Source organism: Achromobacter semiaridum (genome assembly GCF_053543755.1).
In genome coordinates this window covers 65,025-82,853 of the sequence record NZ_JBLVOL010000066.1, presented here as the reverse complement: position 1 = coordinate 82,853, position 17,829 = coordinate 65,025, and the positions used below count along the sequence as shown (strand labels likewise).

Sequence of the window (17,829 nt, the reverse complement as noted above, 5' to 3'; positions counted from 1 at the left end):
CGCCCTTTTTTATTGTGACCGTTGTCGCGGTTGTGGGTTGTTACGCCGGCGGGTTCAGCTGACGTCGCCCAGGCGCGCCAACGGCGGGTTGGCCGTGAAGTAGCGTTGAATGCCCGTCATCATGGCTTGCGCCAGCTTCTCCTGGTGCGAATTGCTGCGCAATAGGGCTTCTTCTTGCGGGTTGCTGATGAAGGCGGTTTCGACCAGCACCGAAGGAATGTCCGGCGCTTTCAGCACGGCAAAACCGGCCTGTTCGACGCTGTTCTTGTGCAGGCGGTTGATCTTCTTGATTTCGTCCAGGAAGGCGTTGCCCACCTTGAGCGAATCATTGATTTGCGCGGTGGTGGACAAGTCCAGCAGTACCTTGGCCACCTGACGGTCGTGGCTGCCCAGGTTGACGCCGCCGATCAGGTCGGCCGCGTTTTCCTTGTCGGCCATCCAACGCGCCTGCGCGCTGGATGCGCCGCGTTGCGACAGCGCAAACACCGACGAGCCGTTGGCCGACGGCTTGACCCAGGCATCGGCGTGGATCGAGATGAACAGGTCGGCATGTACGCGGCGGGCCTTTTGCACGCGCACGTGCAGCGGCACGAAGTAATCGTCGTCGCGGGTCAGGTAGGCGCGCATGTAGGGCTGGCTGTCGATCAGCGCTTTCAGGCGCCGGGCGATGCGCAGCACCACGTCTTTTTCGCGCAGGCCGCTGCTGCCGATGGCGCCAGGGTCTTCGCCGCCGTGGCCGGGGTCCAGTGCGATGGTCAGCATGCGCTGCTTGCCACGGCCGGCGGTGGCCGGGGGCGACTTGGGCGCGGTGGGCAAGGGCGGGGCGGGCTGTTGGCCTCGCACGCGCGGCGGTTCGGGCGGGTCGGCGCGCGTAACCGGGTTGCGCTGGATGTCTTCCAGGATGCGCGCCAGGGGGTCGTCGACGTCCGGGCCGCTTTTGTTCAGGATCGCCACCAGCGGGTCCTGGGCGATCTTCGGGTACAGGTCCAGCACCAGGCGGTACTGGTAGTCGGCCACGGGCTTGAGCGTGAATACCTGCGGCGCCACGGGCTGCTTCAGGTCGAACACCAGCCGAACCACGTTCGGGCGGTTCTGGGCCACGCGCAGGCTTTGAATATAGGGATCGTCGGGGCGAACCTTGGAGACCAGATCGTTCAAGGCCGCGCTAAGGGTCAGTCCCTCGATATCGACGACCAGCCGATGGGGATTTTCAAGCGTGAATTGTTCCGCCTTCAGCTCGCTATCGAGCTCCAGCGTGACCCGGGTGTATTCGTCGGCCGGCCAGGTGCGGACAGCCAGGATCGTTGCCGCCTGCGCCAGGCGCGGCAAAACCGGCAGGACGAGCAGAGTGGCGGCGACGCTGATCAGGCGTCGTCGGGTGGCGCCTGCCGAGGGAAGGGCGCCGTCTTTGGCGGGGGGACAATCGCGTTCAACCATGTTTGTCCTCGTGCGGTGTACGCGGTCAGGGTGGCGTCGCGGCCCTCATCGGCATAAGCCAGGGAAATCAGCAAGTCGGGCGGGGGCAAAAGGCCCTCGGCCCGCTCCGGCCATTCGATCAAAACCACCGCGTCTTCACGCAGTAAATCCCGAAATCCTGCGTCCAACCATTCGCGCGAATCACTAAATCTATAAAAATCAAGATGATAGAAGTATAAGTTAGAAACTTTATAGGATTCAAGCAGCGCGTAGCTGGGACTTTTGATTCGACCGGTGATGCCGCATTCCCGCAACAGGGCGCGTGTGAAGGCCGTTTTACCCGCGCCAAGGTCGCCTTGCAGGTGTATGCAGGCGCCGGCGGGCGCGGTCTGTCCCCCGGAAACCAGAGGGGCAAGCTGCCGCGCCAGCGATTCCGTGGCGGCTTCGTCGGGCAGGTGCAAGGTCAGGCTGCAAAGAGGGGCGGACATGGCGCGGGGCGAGTGGTAAAAAACGGTGAAGGGATTACGGATTTCCGCAATTATAGGAATGCGGGTTTCTGCTAATCTTATTAGTGATTGTCATTCTCAATAAGTCGCTTGCGGCCGACGCCGCGCTTTGCGACTGTCAGCCGCCACGGGAGTTGTACGCGCCATGAAGACCCGCATCGAAAAAGACACGTTTGGGCCTATCGAGGTCCCCGAGGATCACCTCTGGGGCGCCCAAACGCAACGTTCGCTGCATTTTTTCGCGATTTCCACGGAAAAGATGCCTGTCCCGCTGGTCAACGCCATGGCGCGCCTGAAGCGCGCGGCCGCCAAGGTCAATGCCGAGTTGGGCGAGCTGGACCCGAAGATCGCCGACGGCATCATCCGCGCGGCCGACGAAGTCATCGCCGGCAAGTGGCCCAACGAATTTCCGCTGTCGGTCTGGCAGACGGGCTCGGGCACGCAAAGCAACATGAACATGAACGAAGTGCTGGCCAACCGCGCGTCGGAACTGCTGGGCGGCGTGCGCGGCGAAGAGCGCAAGGTGCACCCGAACGACCACGTCAATCGTGGCCAGTCGTCCAACGACACGTTCCCGACCGCCATGCACGTGGCCGCCGCCGTTGAAGTCGAACATCACCTGCTGCCTTCGCTGAAGCAATTGCGCGCCACGCTGGCCGAGAAAAGCGCCGCGTTCTATGACATCGTCAAGATCGGCCGCACGCACTTGCAGGACGCCACGCCGTTGACGCTGGGCCAGGAACTGTCCGGCTATGTCGCCCAGCTGGATCTGGCCGAACAGCAGATCCGCGCCACGCTGCCCGGCCTGCATCAGCTGGCCATCGGCGGCACGGCGGTAGGCACGGGCCTGAACGCGCATCCCGAATTCAGCGCCAAGGTGTCGGCCGACCTGGCGCATGCCACCGGCACCGCCTTCGTGTCGGCGCCCAACAAATTCCAGGCGCTGGCCTCGCACGAGGCCTTGCTGTTCGCGCACGGCGCGTTGAAGTCGCTGGCGGCGGGGTTGATGAAAATCGCCAACGACGTGCGCTGGCTGTCCAGCGGGCCGCGTTCGGGCCTGGGCGAAATCAGCATTCCGGAAAACGAACCGGGCAGCTCGATCATGCCGGGCAAGGTCAACCCCACGCAGTGCGAAGCCATCACCATGCTGGCCGCGCAGGTCTTGGGCAACGACGTCGCCATCAATATCGGCGGCGCCAGCGGCAACTTCGAACTGAACGTGTTCAAGCCGCTCGTGATCCACAACTTCCTGCAATCGGTGCGCCTGCTGACGGACGGCATGGCCAGCTTCAATGCGCACTGCGCGACCGGCATCGAGCCGAACCACGAGCGCATCGCTGAACTGGTCGACCGGTCACTGATGCTGGTGACGGCGCTGAACCCGCACATCGGCTACGACAAGGCCGCGCAGATTGCCAAGAAGGCGCACAAGGAAGGCTTGTCGCTGAAGGAGTCGGCGCTGGCGCTGGGTTACGTGACCGAAGCGCAGTTCGCCGAATGGGTGGTGCCCGGGTCGATGACCAACGCGCGCAAGTCCTAAGCGCCCTGGCCCAAGCCTGGGCCAAGCTTAACCCTGAGAAGGCTGCCATCCCGGCAGCCTTTTTTCGTCGGGTCAGGGCTGCCCGGCCAGCAGCAGCCACATCGGAATCGTGACCGCCGAGAACAGCGTGCCCAGCGAAATCAGCACGGCCACCATGCGCCCGTCGCCGCCCATGCGCATCGCCAGCACATAAGCGGCGGACGCCGTCGGCAGGGCGGCGAACAGCAGCAGCATGCGCGCTTCCAGCGGCGGCAGGCCCAGCAGCAGCGCCACGCCCAGCGCCACGGCGGGCAGGGCGACCAGCTTCACGGCCAGCATCCAGGCAATCAAGGTGCCGTAACCCTTGCCGCCTTCCCAGGCCAGGCTGGCGCCCACGCAAATAATGCCCAGCGCCAGGGCGGCGGCGCCCAGGCGTCCCAACACCGTGTCGACGGGGCCGGGCAGGTGCAGGCCCGCCAGATTGCACGCGAGGCCCAGCAGCGTGGACACGACCAGCGGGTTGCGCGCCAGTTCGCGCAGCAGATTGCCGCCGTTGTGGCGCGCCAGGCCGTAGACGGCGGCCACGTTGGCCATGGGCACGGCAAAGCCGATGATCAGCGCCATCACCGTCTGGCCCTGCGTGCCGGCAAGACTCGCCGACAGCGCCAGGCCGATATACGTGTTGAAGCGATATCCGCATTGGGCCGACGACGCCAGTCCCACCGCCGACGGCCGCAACACCCAGCCGGCCAGCCACGACATTGCCACACCCGCCACCACCACCGCCGCCGTGGCCTGTAGCAACATGGCTGCGTTGCCGGCGGTGATGGGCGTGCGCAGAATCGATTGGAACAGCAGCGCGGGGAACAGGACGAAGTAGACGAGACGCTCGGTGCCGGCAAAAAACTCGCGCGAAAAACCCAGCTTGTGACGCAGCGCCCAGCCGAGCGCTACCAGCATGAAATCAGGGAAAACCAGAAAGGCGACCGACATGAGGAAAGGGTGTTTTAACAGCGCGTTGGCCGGGGATCGGCACGCTATGCGGGTGTAAGCATTTGCTGCTATTCTCCGTCATTCTGGCGGGCGCGTCTGCCACAAGCACCTTATAAAAGCAGCGCCACACACGCTGCACAGAAGCAATGCGCTCCCACCGTTATCTGCTGGCCCGTCCACAGGCGGAGACCATCTCAAAACGGTCCGTTTACATACGGGCTCGCACTCTTGGAGGAAACACACCTATGAATAAAGTTCGCTCCCTGGCCGTGGCTATCGCTTTGGCTACCGGCGCCGCCGGCACGCTTGGCGCCTCTGTTGCGCATGCCGCCGACAAGTACCCCAGCAAGCCCATCCGCGTGATCGTTCCGTTCGCGCCCGGTGGTTCCACCGACATCATCGCGCGCCTCGTGACGCAACGCATGAGCCAGGAACTTGGCCAGCCGATGGTCGTGGAAAACAAGGGTGGCGCGGGTGGCGCCATCGGTGCCTCTGAAGCCGCGCGCGCCGATGCCGACGGCTACACGCTGTCGATCGCCACGGTCTCCACCATGGCCGTCAACCCGGCCTGCCGTCCGAAGGACCTGCCGTACGACCCGATCAAGGACTTCCAGCCGGTCACCAACTTCGCCAACACGGCGAACGTGGTTGCCGTGAACCCGAAGTTCCCGGCCAAGGACTTCAAGGGCTTCATCGAAGAACTGAAGAAGAACCCGGGCAAGTACTCGTATGGCAGCTCGGGCACGTGCGGCGTGCTGCACTTGATGGGCGAATCGTTCAAGATGGCCACGGGCACCGACATCGTGCACGTGCCCTACAAGGGTTCGGGCCCGGCCGTGGCCGACGCCGTCGGCGGCCAGATCGAAATCCTGTTCGACAACCTGCCGTCCTCGATGCCGCAGATCCAGGCGGGCAAGCTGAACGCCATGGCCATCGCCTGGCCCGAGCAGATTCCCGCCGTCAAGGGTGTGCCCACGTTCAAGGACGCCGGCTTCCCGGTGCTGAACCAGCCCGTCTGGTACGGCCTGCTGGCCCCCAAGGGCACGCCGATGGACGTCGTGAACAAGCTGCGTGACGCTGCCGTCGTGGCCCTGAAGGACCCGAAGGTCATCAAGGCGCTGGACGACCAGGGCTCGGCGCCGTCGGGCAACACGCCTGAAGAGTTCGCCAAGGAAATCAAAGAGCAGTACGACTGGGCTCAAGACGTGGTGAAGAAGCAGAACATCAAGCTGGATTGATGCGGCTTGGGGGCTGGCCGCCAAGCCGGTCCTTGATGCTGAAATGAAAACGGGCGCCCGACAGGCGCCCGTTTTTTTATGTCGCGGCGTGATGCGGCCCACGAGGCATGCGGTACGCGCGCACGGGCGCGATGCCGCGACGCCGGGCCACTACGACGCTACCCCGCTACTGCGCCCCATCCAGAGACGCCACGCGGGCGGCGCAGGCCGCGCGCAGCCGCTCGATCAGGTCGCCATGCAACGCCGACAACGGGTCCTGGTTGCGCACCATGATGCTGATGGGCACGCGCAGCGCTGGCTCCAGGCGGCGCAGGTGCATGCCGGGGCGCAGCATGGCCTGCGCGGTGATGGCGTCGACGATAGCGTCGCCGCAACCGGCGTCCACCAGCGCGCAGGCCACGTAATGCGTCTGCACCTGGATGGAGACCTGCGGCGCCAGCCCCTGCGCGTCCAGGGCCATTTGCAGCAACGCGCCAGATGCGTCGCCCGCATCCAGCACGATCAGCGTTTCAGCGGTGGGATCGGCCAGCTCGGCCAGGCGCATGGGCCCCGTGGTCGGCCGGCGGCTCAGGTGCACAAGTTCGGTGTGGCCCAGGCCGGTGCGCGTCAGGCCCGGATAGTCGTTGGTGTCGAAGGTAATGGCCAGGTCCAGTTCACGCGTCAGCAGGCCCTGCACGAGTTCCGCGCTGTGATGGGTGTGGATGTCGAACGTGATGCCGGGCTGCGCGTCGCGGCTGTCGCGCACCACGCCGGGCAGCAGGCCTAGGCCCAGCGCGGGCGCGCAACCCAGCCGCAAATGCCCATGCGGCCGGTCGCGCAGGTTGGCGACCAGCCGGCGCACGCTGTTCAGATCCTGGTTCAGCCGGGCGACCTCTGGCGTCAGGATCTCGGCTTCTCGCGTGGCCACCAGCCGGCCCTTGACGCGATCAAACAACTTGAAGCCCAGCTGCGCCTCGGCATGCGCCAGCAGCTTGCTGGCGGCCGGCTGCGAGATATGCAGCGCGGCTGCGGCCTCGGTCAGGGAACCGGTACGACGGATCGCTTCGAAAATTTCGATGTGGCGCAGGCGCATGGCAGGACGGGATAGGGGGCGGGAACCGGAACCGCGATTCTAAGCGGTTGACGGGGCGCGACCCGCTGGCCGATCATCATGAACGCCTGCCGGACCCCCCGGCGCCACCCTGGAGCTCATCATGCGCGCTTGCCGCCACGCCGCCGCCATCTTGTTTGCCGCCACCCTGGCCGCCAGCGTGGCCCCCGTTCCGGCCGCCTGGGCCCGCACGCCGGCCACCGAAGACATCAACCCCGAAGCCGCCAGCGGTGCCCAAGCGCGCAAACTGGTGCGCGCCTCGCATTACATGATGGTGTCGGCCAACCCGCTGGCCACCGTGGCGGGCGACGCCATGCTGCGCAAGGGCGGCTCGGTGATCGACGCGGCCATCGCGACGCAGCTCGTGCTTAACCTGGTCGAACCGCAATCGTCCGGCATCGGCGGCGGCGCGTTCATCGTGTGGTATTCAGCCAAGTCCGGGCGCATCCAGACCGTCGATAGCCGCGAAACCGCGCCCGCCGCCGCGCGCCCCGACCGTTTCCTGGACGCCGACGGCAAGCCGCTGCCGTTTGCGCAGGCCGTCAACAACGGCATGTCGGTGGGCGTACCGGGCTTGTTGCGCGGCCTGGAGCTGGCCCACAAAGAAGCGGGCGTGCTGCCCTGGGCCGACCTGTTCCAGCCCGCCATCGACCTGGCCGAACAGGGCTTTGCCGTGTCGCCCCGCCTGCACACGCTGCTGGCCGGCAACAAGGCGCTGCCCACGCAGGCCGCCGCCGCGGCGTATTTCTATGCGCCCGATGGCACGCCTTGGCCGGTAGGCCATGTGCTGAAGAATCCTGAATTTGCTCGCACCTTGCGCGCCGTGGCCCAGCAAGGCGCCGACGCTTTCTATCAAGGCGACATTGCGCGCGACATCGTGGCTGCCGTGCGTGGCCACGCCAAGCCGGGCGACCTGACCCTGGCGGACCTGGCCAACTACCGCGCCAAGACGCGCGACCCGGTGTGCGGCCCGTATCGCGGCTACCAGCTGTGCGGCATGGCGCCGCCCAGCAGCGGCGGCATCGCGGTGTTGCAGATGCTGGGCGAGTTGGAACAGTATCCGGTTGCCACCTACGCGCCCGGCTCCACGCAGGCCGTGCATTATTTTTCCGAGGCGGGCCGACTGGCCTTTGCCGACCGCGACTTCTACGTGGCCGACCCGGACTTCGTCAACGTGCCGGTGCGCGCGCTGCTGGATCCGGCCTATCTGCGCGCGCGCGGGGCGTTGATTCAGCCCGACCGCAGCATGAAGGTGGCCCTGCCCGGCGACCCCGAAGGCAAGCTGCTGACCCTGGGCCGCGACAACGCGCTGGAAGTGCCGTCCACCAGCCATCTGGTGGCGGTGGACGCCAAGGGCAACGCGCTGTCCATGACGACGACCATCGAAAGCGAATTCGGCAGCAAGATCTTCGTGCGCGGCTTTTTGCTGAACAACGAAATGACGGATTTTTCTTCGTCGTTCAAAGACCCCGAAGGCCGGCTTGTGGCCAACCGCGTCGAAGCGGGCAAACGCCCGCGCAGTTCGATGGCGCCGATGATCGTGCTGCGTGACGGCAAACCCGTGATGCTGGTGGGATCGCCCGGCGGCAGCGCCATCATCAACTACGTGGCCAAGACCATCGTGGGCGTGCTGGATTGGGGCCTGGACATGCAGGCCGCCATCGCGCTGCCCAACATGGGCAGCCGCAACAAGGAAACCGAACTGGAAAAGGGCACTGCGCTGGAAGCGTTGGCGCCCGCGCTGGAAGCGATGGGCCACCCGGTGCGCATCACTGAATTTCCCAGCGGCATCCACGGCATCGTGATCGATGCCAACGGCTTGCAAGGCGGCGTGGACCCGCGCCGCGAAGGCTTGGCGAAAGGAGGTTGACCCCGAAAGGCCGGACAACGGCGGGCGCGCGATGCGCACCCGCCTCGTCAGTCCAGCAATGCGGGGGCGATCCCGCGATGCCGCATCCACTCCAACGATGCCGCATCAATCCAGCGACGCCGGGTCGATCTCCATGCGCGCTTCCTTGCGGTGCGCCATGTACGTCACGCCCCACATCACCACGCCCAGCAACAGCAACCAGCCCGCCACCTGATATTGGATGACGTCGCGGCCGGTCAGCGGCGTGACCATGAACAGGCAGGCCGCCGCGCCCAGCCACGGCACGATGCGGTTGATGGTGAAGTGCTGATGCTTGACCTTATCGCGGCGCAGGACCAGCACCGCCACGTTGACGAAGGCGAACACGCCCAGCAACAACAGCGCCGTGGTGCCGCCCAACGCGCGGATGGCTTCGGAGTCGGCCAGCGAGACCAGGATGATCAGGCCGAAGGCCAGCACGGTCGTGAACAGAATGGCCGTCCACGGCGTCTGGTTCTTGCGATGCACGTGCGCCAGAAAGGCCGGCAACACGCCCTGACGCGACATGCCGTATAGCAGGCGGCTGGCCATCATCATGTTGATCAGCGCCGAATTCGCCACGGCGAACATCGAGATGATCGGCATGATGTACTCCACCGGCAGGCCCGGCGCGGCGCGCTTGACCACCAGCACCAGCGGGGTCGAGCTCTTGGCCAGTTCGCCCACCGGCACCAGCGCCACCGCGCAGATCGACACCAGCACGTAGATCACGGCCGTAATGCCCAGCCCCGTCAACATCACCTTGGGAAAGATGCGGCTGGGCTCGTGCGTTTCCTCGGCCATGTTGACCGAATCCTCGAAGCCGACCATGGCGAAGAACGCCAGCGCGGTGGCCGACGTCACGGCCAGGAACACGCTTTTATCTTCGGGCGTGTCGAACGCAATCACGCGCGAGAAATCCGCCTGCCCACCCGCGATGGCATAAAAGCCCAGCAGGATCACCATCAGCAGGCCCGTCAGCTCGATCAGCGTCAGCACCACGTTAGCCTTCACGCTTTCGGCCGCGCCGCGCAGGTTCACCAGCATCACCACCAGCATGAAGCCCAGCGCGCCGAACGTAATCCACGTCTTCTCGGCCTTGATGCCGAACGCGGCGAACAGGTTTGCGGCGAAAGCCTGGGACGCCGTGGCCGCGGATGTCAGCCCCGAACACATGACGGTGAAGCAGACGATGAAGGTCAGAAAGTGCACGCCGAACGCCTTGTGCACGTACAGCGCGGCGCCGGCCGCCTTGGGGTATTTCGTGACCAGTTCCAGGTAGGACAGCGCGGTCAACAGCGCGATGGCAAACGCCACCAGGAAGGGCAGCCAGGCGGCGCCGCCAACTTCGGCGGCGACCTGGCCGGTCAATGCATAAACGCCTGTGCCCAGGATGTCGCCAACAATGAACAGCAACAGCAGCTTGGGGCCCATCACGCGCTTGAGCGGCGCGTTTTCCGATTGCGATGGGGCTTTTACATCGGTTGTAGCCATCTTCTTTTTCTCCTCTTTCTTTAACTCGCGGGAGGCGACCCGAAAAGTCTAAGGGGAGGACGTAGCAGCCGATGCTACAGCGGTGCAACGAAATGTCTTAGTTGTTGGTATTCGTTGATGGCGCCTCTTGCAGCGCGGGCGGCAGCTTGCGCAAGGTGGCGGGCGTGCGCGACAGCTTGATGGGCGAACCCACCCCTTTGTAGTCGCCCTGTTCCACCAGCATGCCGCGATGGCGTGTGTGCGGATGCGCCAGCGCCTCGTCCACCGTCTGCACCGCCGCGGCGGGCACGCCGGCGCGCAGCAAGCGGTCGGCCAAGGGCGCGGCGTGTTGCCGCGCCAGCAAGGCCGACAGCGCGTCACGCAAGGCCTGGCGGTTTTGCAGGCGGTCGGCGTTGGTTGCAAAGCGCGGGTCGGCGGCCAGTTCCGGCGCCTCCAGCACCTGCGCCATCAACGCGAATTGGCGGTTGTTGCCCACGGCCAGGAAGATCGGGCCACTGGCGGTGGGCAGGGTTTCGTACGGCGCGATGTTCGGATGCGCATTGCCGCTGCGCTTGGGCACCTTGCCGCTGTAGAAGAAATTGGCGGCGTGCGGATGCAGCAGCGACAGCGCGCAGTCGTACAAAGTGATGTCCAGGAACTGGCCCAGCCCGCTGCGATGGCGTTCGTTCAGCGCCAGCAGGATGGCGACGGCGGCGTTCAGACCGGTCACCATGTCCACCACCGGCAAGCCCACGCGCGTGGCGTCGCCGTCGGCTTCGCCGTTCACGCTCATCAGGCCGCACATGGCTTGCGCGCAGGCGTCGTAGCCGGGCAGGCCGCCCAAGGGGCCATCGGCGCCGAAGCCGCTGACACGGCAATGCACCAGCTTGGGAAACGCCTGGCTCAGCGTGTCAAATCCCAAGCCCCATTTTTCCAGGGTGCCGGGCTTGAAGTTCTCGACCAGCACGTCCGCGTCCGCCAGCAGATGGCGCAGCAGTTCCTGACCGGCCGGTTGCGACAGGTCCAGCGTCATGCCTTCCTTGTTGCGGTTCACGCCGATGAAGTACGAGGCCGTGTCGCCCAGGAAAGGCGGCCCCCAGCCGCGCGTTTCGTCGCCGCCCGGTGGCTCGATCTTCAACACGTCGGCGCCGTGGTCGGCCAGGATCTGCGTGCAATACGGGCCGCCCAGCACGCGCGACAGGTCAATGACTTTGCAGCCGGCAAGCGCGCCGGCGTTCGGTAGGGTAGGGGCCATGGATGTCTGCTTCAGTCGATGGAAACGTTGGCGCTCTTGATCAGCTCGCGCCACTTGGGGACTTCGGTGGTGATGAAGGTGGCCAGCCCTTGCGGCGTCTGGTCCTGCGCGGCAACGATGCCTTGCGAACGCAGCGTCTGTTCCACGGTCGGGTCGGACAGCGCGGTCTTGAACGCGCGGTTCAAGGTATCGACCACGTCGGCCGGCGTGCCCTTGGGCGCGACGATGCCGAAGAAGACGCTGACGTCGTAGCCCGTCAGCCCTTGCTCGGACAAGGTGGGCAGGTCGGGCAACGCGTCAGAGCGCTGCGCACTGGCCAGGCCGATGGCGCGCAGCTTGCCGGCCTTGATGTAGGGCAGCGCGGTCAGGATGTCGGTGAACGACATCGACACCTGCCCGCCAAGCAAATCGTTCAGCGCCGGCCCCGTGCCCTTGTACGGGATGTGCATGATCTTGGTGCCCGCCATCTGGTTGAACAGAATGCCGGCCAGGTGCGACGACGCGCCGTTGCCCGACGAGGCGTAGCTGAGCTTGTCCGGATTCTGCTTGGCGTAGGCGATAAGTTCCTGCGCGTTGTTCACCGGCACCGACGGGTTCACAACCAGGATGTTGGGCAGGTGGCCCAGGCGGATGATCGGGGCGAAGCTGGTCTCGGGGTTGTAGCCCTGCCGCTTGTAAAGGCTGACGTTGATGGCCAGCGGGCCGGACGTGCCGAACAGAATCGTGTAGCCGTCCGGCTTGGCCGACGCCACGTATTCCGAGCCGATGTTGCCGCCCGCGCCGCTGCGGTTTTCGACGATGACGTTCTGCTTGAGCGGTTCACGCAGCTTTTCGGCCAGGCGGCGCGCCATGGCGTCGGTGGGCCCGCCCGGCGGGAACGGCACGATCAACGTGATGGGTTTGGCGCTGGGGTAGGCGTCGGCCGCCAGCGCGGGCGCGGCGGGCGCCACGGCGGTGGCCACGGCTAGCAGCAAGGGGGCAAATAGGCGTTTCATGGTGGTGTCTCCTGTGAGGGGGGCGCGCCGGCTGTGCCGCCGGCGTCGCGGGTTACAGCGCGTATTGCAAGATGGCTTGGCAGGCGGCGCTTTCGTTAGGGGGAATGGCGTAGGGGTCGCGCGGCGCCAGGCGGTGCAGCAGCACCTGGTCGGCCAGTTGCGCGCGGCTTTCCATGCCGGCGCCCGTGGCTTCCCAGCGCAGCGCGGCCATGGACACGGCGTGATAAAGCAGGGACGCCGCCTGGCGGGCCAGTTCGGCGTGGTCCCCCATGGCGGCGTGCTCGGCCAGCGCAAAGGTCTTGGCCAGCGCATCGGACTGCAACGCGGCCAGCGCGGGCGGGCAGGGCGCGCCATCGGCCAGCAGTTGGTCGATGTGGCCGCGCAGCGCGGGCAGTGAATTTTCTTTCTTGATGGCGCGCAGCACATCCAGCGCGACGATGTTGCTGGTGCCTTCCCAGATGGAACCCAGGTGCGCATCGCGCACCAGGCGCGGCTCGGTCCATTCTTCGATATAGCCGCAGCCGCCGCGCACTTCCATCGCGTCGCCCGTCACCTTGCGCGCATCGCGGCAGGCGCGGAACTTGATCAGTGGGGTCAGGATGCGTGCCAGCGCCGGGTCGGCCGTGCCCTGGTCGGCGTCGGCCAGCGCGCGCGCCGTCTGGAACATGACGCTGCGCGCCTGCTCGGCCCATACCGTCATCTTGACCAGCTGGCGCTGCATCAGCGGCATGTCGACCAGCCGCTTGCCGAAGGCACGGCGCTGCTGCGATACGAAGATCGCTTCGGTCACCGCGCGGCGCATCAGCCCGGCCGCGCGCATGCCGTTGGACAGGCGCGAGTTATTGATCATGTCGGCCATGTGCTTGAAGCCCCGGCCGCGCTCGCCCACCAGCCAGGCCACGGCGCCTTCCAGGCGGATTTCACCGCTGGCCATGGAGCGCGTGCCCAGCTTGTCTTTCAGGCGCAGGATGCGGTAGTGGTTGTGGCTGCCGTCGGCCAGGTCGCGCGGCAACAGGAACAGCGAGACGCCCTTCAGGCCGGGCGCGGTTTCGCTGCGCGCCAGCACCATCGCGAAACCCGCGTCGGGATTCGAGCAAAACCATTTGTCGCCATGGATGCGCCAGGTGCCGTCCGCTTGCAGGTCGGCGGTGACTTCGGTGGCGCTGACGTCCGAGCCCGCGCCTTGTTCCGTCATGAACATGGCGCCTTGGCGCAGCGCGTCGAAATCCTGCGTGGTGACCTGCGGCAGCACGCGTTCGACCAGCGCCGGGTCGCCGAACTTGCGCAGCGTGCGAGCCAGCGAATCGGTCATGCTGACCGGGCAGCACAGGCCGAATTCCGCCTGCACGAACAAATGGCTCAGCGCGTACTTGGCGGCGGCCGGCATGGGCTCGGGCCAGCCCAGCACGCCGCCGCGATGCGACAGCGCGGCCAGGCCGAATTCGCTATAGGCCAGCCGTTCCAGTTCCACATAGGCGGGGTGCTTGTCCACCCGCGATTCGTCCGCGCCGGCCCGGCTGCGCACCGACAGCGTGGGCGGATGCTTGTCCGCCGTGGCGGCCAGCTCATCCATGACGCCACCCGCCAGGCCGCCCAGGCGTTCCAGGTGGGGCAGCAGATGGGCGTGCAGCGGTGCGGGCAGGTAGCGCTGGCTGAGGGCGGCGGCGTAGGGGTCGGCGGTGAACAGGTTCAGGCCGCGCGAATCCGGGACCGGAGTGGAGGCGGAAGTGGCAGCCAGACCGGAGGCGGAAGCAGAAGCAAAAGCAGAGGCGGAAATACGGGGGCGGGCAGTGGCGTCCATGGCGGCATCCTGCGAAAAATCGGGAAGATGGCCGATGTTGCGCGGGTGGATTAATCTATGCAAATACCGTTTTGGTGTAGAACAATCCATAAAAAATATAGATAGGGGGAGACCATGGATCTGGATCCGCGCCTGTTGCGCTACTTCATCGCGGTGGCCGAAGAACGCCATTTCAGCCGCGCCGCCACCCGCCTGCATATCTCGCAGCCGCCGCTCAGCTACGCCATCCGCCAGCTGGAAGACAACGTGGGCGCGCGCCTGCTTGCCCGCACCAGCCGCCATGTGGAACTGACCGACGCCGGCCACGTGCTGTACCGCGAGGCGCTGACACTGCTGCGGCAGGCCGAGGAAGTGCGTACGCTGGTGCGCCGGGTAGACGCGGGGCTGCGCGGGCGGCTGCGCATCGGCTTCGTGGGGTCGATGCTGTATCGCGGCCTGCCGGTGCTGCTGAACGCCATGCGCGCCGAACTGCCCGATGTGGAGCACGTGCTGACGGAGCTGAATTCGCACGAGCAGATTGAAGCCGTGCGGCGCGGCGAGCAGGACCTGGGGTTCATTCATGCCAACCCGGTGCCCGATGAAGTGCTGGCGCGCGACCTGATCGCGGAGCCCTTCGTCGTGTGTCTGCCGGATTCCCATCCGCTGGCCACGCGCGCGTCCTTGCGGCTGGCCGATCTGGCGCGCGACGACTTTGTCTTCTTCGCCCGCGCGGCGTCACCCAGCTATTACGAAACCGTGTTGTCGATGTGCGTGGCGGCGGGCTTCATGCCCGTGGTGCGCCACGAGGTGCGGCATTGGCTTAGCGTGGCGTCGCTGGTGTCGCAGGGGCTGGGCGTGTCCATCGTGCCGTCCTGCCTGTCGCGCAGCGGGCTGGCCGGCACGCGTTTCATTGCGTTCGATCACGAGGCGCGCTCGGTCAGCCAGGTGATCTGGCAAGCCGGCGCGCAGTCGCCTTTGCAGCGTCGGGCCATGGCGCTGGTGACGCGGCAATTTCCGCCGCCTTCGGGCCAGCTGGCAGCGCTTGCCCCGGACGGCGCCGCGGCTAACGAGCAGCTTTAGCGCTGGATCAGCCCGCCTGTCCGGGCCTGGCCAGGCTTAGCGGAACACGACGGTCTTGTTGCGGTTCAGCAGGATGCGGTGTTCGACATGGCTGCGCACCGCGCGCGACAGCACCAGCGATTCGATATCGCTGCCCACCTGGGTCAGGTCGGCCGCCGTCATGGTGTGGTCCACGCGTTCGATGTCCTGGTCGATGATCGGGCCTTCGTCCAGGTCCGACGTCACGTAGTGGGCGGTGGCGCCGATGATCTTCACCCCGCGAGCATGCGCCTGGTGATACGGGCGCGCGCCCTTGAAGCTGGGCAGGAAGCTGTGGTGGATGTTGATGGCGCGGCCGTTCAGCGCGCGGCACATGTCCGCCGACAGGATCTGCATGTAGCGGGCCAGCACCACCAGATCGGTGTTGGACTGGTCGGCAATCTGCAAGACCTGCTTTTCCTGCTCGGCCTTCGTGTCGGCGGTAACGGGCAGGTAATGGAACGGGATGCCGTAGGACGCCGCCAGGCTGGCGTAGTCGTTGTGGTTCGACACGATGGCGGCCACTTCGGCGTGCAAATGCCCGCTATGCACGCGAAACAGCAGGTCGTTCAGGCAGTGGCCCTGCTTGCTGACCATGATCAACAGGCGCTGCTTGCGGCGCGCGTCATGCAGTTTCAGGTCCATGCCGTAGTCCGCCGACAGCGTATCCAGCCGGCCGCGCAGGTCGCCGGGGTTCACGGCCACGGGCAGGTCAAAGTGCACGCGCAGGAAGAACTGGCCCGTTTCCTCGTCGCCGAATTGCTGCGAATCCAGGATGTTGCAACCCAATTCGAACAACAGGCCGCTGACGCGGTAGACGATGCCGGTGCGGTCGGGGCAGGACAGGGTCAGGATGTAGTCGTTGTGCTGCATGGTGCGGGAATAGGCCGAGGTAAGGATAAGGGGGGTGGGCGGAATCAGGCGGTCAGGCGCGCCAGGGTTTCTTCCGCCAGGGCCAGGCTGGAGGTCAGCCCGGGGGATTCAATGCCGAACAGGTTCACCAGGCCGGGCACGCCATGCACGGCGGGGCCGGCAATGACGAAGTCGGCGGCGGGTTCGTGCGGGCCCGAGATCTTGGGCCGGATGCCGGTGTAGCCGGGCGCCAGCGCATTGTCCGGCAGCGCCGGCCAGTAGCTGCGCACCGCGTCGTAGAACACTTCGGCGCGGGCCGGGTCCAGCGTGTAGTCTTCGGTGCCGATCCATTCGGTATCGGGGCCGAACTTGGCCTGGCCGCCCATGTCCAGCGTCAGGTGCACGCCCAGGCCGGCATGTTGCGGCACAGGGTAGATCAGGCGCGTGAAGGGCGCGCGGCCGGCCAGCGTGAAGTAGCTGCCCTTGCACAGGTAATCGGTCGGGATGGTGGCGGGCGGCACGCCGTCAAGGCGGCGGGCCAGCGCGGGCGCTTGCAGCCCGGCCGAATTGATCAGCACGTTACAGGTCAGCGTCATGGCTTCGTCGCCGCCGAATTGCAGCTCGAAGCCGCCCTCGGGGCGCACGCGGCCGGACACTAGGGGCGTATGGAAAACACACTGCGCACCGGCGTTTTCGGCGTCGCCCTGGAATGACAGCATCAGGGCATGGCTGTCGACGATGCCGGTGGATGGCGACACCAGCGCGGCCGTGCATTGCAGCGCGGGCTCCAGGCGCATGGCTTCTTCGCCGGAAATGAATTGCAAGTCGTCCACGCCGTTGGTGCGCGCGCGCTGCGCAATGCCTTCAAGTTGGGCGGCCTGTTCGCGGTTGGTGGCTACGATCAGCTTGCCCAGGCGCTTGTGCGGCACGCCGCGTTCGGCGCAGTACGCGTACAGCAGGTGTTTGCCACGCACGCACAGGCGCGCCTTCAGGCTGCCCGCCGGGTAATAAATGCCGGCGTGGATCACTTCGGAATTGCGCGAGCTGGTGCCCGTGCCGATGGCTTCGGTGGCTTCGGCCACCAGCACTTCGCGGCCGGCCTGCGCCAGCGAGCGGGCCACGGCCAGCCCTACCACGCCCGCGCCGATGACGACGCAATCTACGTCCACGCTCATGGCGTCTTCCTTTCGGACCGGCTGCCCGCGGGCGTCAGGTCAAAGCCGCCGGCGTGAAAGACCAGCGGCGGTTCGTTGCTGTGGCCGCAGCGTTCCACTTCGCCCACCATGATGATGTGATCGCCTTCTTCGTAGCGGCTGCGGTTGCGGCATTCGAACCAGGCGGCGCAATGGCCGTCCAGCATCGGCGTGCCGCCCGGCGCGTAATGCACCGTCAGGCCGGCGTAGCGGTCGGGCGTCTTGCCCGTGGCGAAACGGCGCGCCAGCGCGATCTGCTCGGCGCTAAGCACGTTGACCACGTAGCGTTCGCACTGTTCGAACGCCGCCAGCGAGGACGACGTGCGCGACAGGCTCCACAGGATCAGCGGCGGGTTCAGCGATACCGAATTGAACGAGCTGACCGTCAGGCCAATGGGGGCGCCATCAAGCCCGGCGGCCGTCACGACCGTTACGCCCGTGGCGTAGCGGCCCAGCGCGGTGCGGAAAAAAGCGGCGTCAAAATCAGGGGAGGAGGCGGGCATGCAATCGGTAATTGGGCGGGCGCGCAAACG

Annotated in this window: 15 protein-coding genes; 4 read left to right on the top strand and 11 right to left on the bottom strand. The window is 66.2% G+C overall.

The annotated features are described in order from the left end of the window. Window positions 1-54: 54 nt before the first annotated feature. Both ACNPP0_RS18505 and tsaE read right to left on the bottom strand, forming a co-directional pair. A complete protein-coding gene (locus tag ACNPP0_RS18505; RefSeq protein ID WP_332612843.1) occupies window positions 55-1,437 on the bottom strand; it encodes an N-acetylmuramoyl-L-alanine amidase in 1,383 nt (460 codons plus the stop codon). Beyond that, the gene (tsaE, locus tag ACNPP0_RS18500; protein WP_332612842.1) at window positions 1,365-1,904 is read right to left on the bottom strand and encodes a tRNA (adenosine(37)-N6)-threonylcarbamoyltransferase complex ATPase subunit type 1 TsaE; all 540 of its coding nucleotides are present in this window, start codon (window positions 1,902-1,904) and stop codon (window positions 1,365-1,367) included. Before tsaE ends, ACNPP0_RS18505 begins: the two co-directional genes overlap by 73 nt. Before the next feature lie 163 nt (window positions 1,905-2,067). Here tsaE and fumC point away from each other — a divergent pair, with 163 nt between their 5' ends. Further along, on the top strand, window positions 2,068-3,462 hold the full coding sequence (gene fumC / locus ACNPP0_RS18495; protein ID WP_448706654.1) for a class II fumarate hydratase: 1,395 nt from the start codon (window positions 2,068-2,070) through the stop codon (window positions 3,460-3,462). Window positions 3,463-3,534: 72 nt separating this feature from the next. Here the strand turns inward: fumC and ACNPP0_RS18490 are convergent, their stop codons facing one another. Further along, a complete protein-coding gene (locus ACNPP0_RS18490) occupies window positions 3,535-4,434 on the bottom strand; it encodes an AEC family transporter (protein WP_448706653.1) in 900 nt (299 codons plus the stop codon). A gap of 245 nt (window positions 4,435-4,679) precedes the next feature. On the opposite strand from ACNPP0_RS18490, the gene ACNPP0_RS18485 reads away from it, so the two are divergent. After that, window positions 4,680-5,672, top strand: coding sequence for a tripartite tricarboxylate transporter substrate binding protein BugE (locus ACNPP0_RS18485; RefSeq protein ID WP_332612839.1), 993 nt, complete (start codon window positions 4,680-4,682; stop codon window positions 5,670-5,672). 166 nt (window positions 5,673-5,838) lie between these two features. On the opposite strand, the gene ACNPP0_RS18480 is transcribed toward ACNPP0_RS18485, so the two are convergent. Then, window positions 5,839-6,744: a LysR family transcriptional regulator gene (locus ACNPP0_RS18480; protein ID WP_332612838.1), complete on the bottom strand. Its 906-nt coding sequence runs from the start codon at window positions 6,742-6,744 to the stop codon at window positions 5,839-5,841. 121 nt (window positions 6,745-6,865) lie between these two features. On the opposite strand from ACNPP0_RS18480, the gene ggt reads away from it, so the two are divergent. Next, window positions 6,866-8,632, top strand: coding sequence for a gamma-glutamyltransferase (ggt, locus tag ACNPP0_RS18475; RefSeq protein ID WP_448706652.1), 1,767 nt, complete (start codon window positions 6,866-6,868; stop codon window positions 8,630-8,632). A gap of 105 nt (window positions 8,633-8,737) precedes the next feature. Here the strand turns inward: ggt and ACNPP0_RS18470 are convergent, their stop codons facing one another. The 4 genes from ACNPP0_RS18470 to ACNPP0_RS18455 all read right to left on the bottom strand — a co-directional run bounded on the left by ACNPP0_RS18470 (window position 8,738) and on the right by ACNPP0_RS18455 (window position 14,174). Continuing rightward, window positions 8,738-10,144 (bottom strand): APC family permease, encoded by a 1,407-nt coding sequence (locus tag ACNPP0_RS18470; RefSeq protein WP_332612835.1) that lies wholly within the window; start codon window positions 10,142-10,144, stop codon window positions 8,738-8,740. A 97-nt stretch (window positions 10,145-10,241) separates the two neighbouring features. Further along, entirely contained in the window at window positions 10,242-11,378 is a 1,137-nt protein-coding gene (locus ACNPP0_RS18465) for a CaiB/BaiF CoA transferase family protein (protein WP_332612834.1), read from the bottom strand. Window positions 11,379-11,389: 11 nt separating this feature from the next. Then, the gene (locus tag ACNPP0_RS18460) at window positions 11,390-12,373 is read right to left on the bottom strand and encodes a Bug family tripartite tricarboxylate transporter substrate binding protein (protein WP_332612833.1); all 984 of its coding nucleotides are present in this window, start codon (window positions 12,371-12,373) and stop codon (window positions 11,390-11,392) included. A gap of 52 nt (window positions 12,374-12,425) precedes the next feature. Next, window positions 12,426-14,174: an acyl-CoA dehydrogenase family protein gene (locus tag ACNPP0_RS18455; protein ID WP_448706651.1), complete on the bottom strand. Its 1,749-nt coding sequence runs from the start codon at window positions 14,172-14,174 to the stop codon at window positions 12,426-12,428. Between the two features lie 114 nt (window positions 14,175-14,288). Between ACNPP0_RS18455 and ACNPP0_RS18450 the strand changes: the two genes are divergently transcribed. Further along, complete coding sequence (locus tag ACNPP0_RS18450; protein ID WP_448706650.1) at window positions 14,289-15,233, top strand: LysR family transcriptional regulator; 945 nt, start codon at window positions 14,289-14,291, stop codon at window positions 15,231-15,233. Window positions 15,234-15,269: 36 nt separating this feature from the next. Here ACNPP0_RS18450 and purU read toward each other — a convergent pair whose 3' ends face one another. From purU to ACNPP0_RS18435, 3 genes are read right to left on the bottom strand one after another with little or no spacing between them, the layout of a single operon-like run. Then, on the bottom strand, window positions 15,270-16,124 hold the full coding sequence (purU, locus tag ACNPP0_RS18445) for a formyltetrahydrofolate deformylase (RefSeq protein ID WP_448706649.1): 855 nt from the start codon (window positions 16,122-16,124) through the stop codon (window positions 15,270-15,272). Between the two features lie 44 nt (window positions 16,125-16,168). Then, window positions 16,169-17,278 (bottom strand): L-2-hydroxyglutarate dehydrogenase LghO, encoded by a 1,110-nt coding sequence (gene lhgO / locus ACNPP0_RS18440; RefSeq protein ID WP_448706648.1) that lies wholly within the window; start codon window positions 17,276-17,278, stop codon window positions 16,169-16,171. Next, on the bottom strand, window positions 17,275-17,799 hold the full coding sequence (locus ACNPP0_RS18435) for a flavin reductase family protein (protein WP_332612825.1): 525 nt from the start codon (window positions 17,797-17,799) through the stop codon (window positions 17,275-17,277). Before ACNPP0_RS18435 ends, lhgO begins: the two co-directional genes overlap by 4 nt. Between the last annotated feature and the right edge of the window lie 30 nt (window positions 17,800-17,829).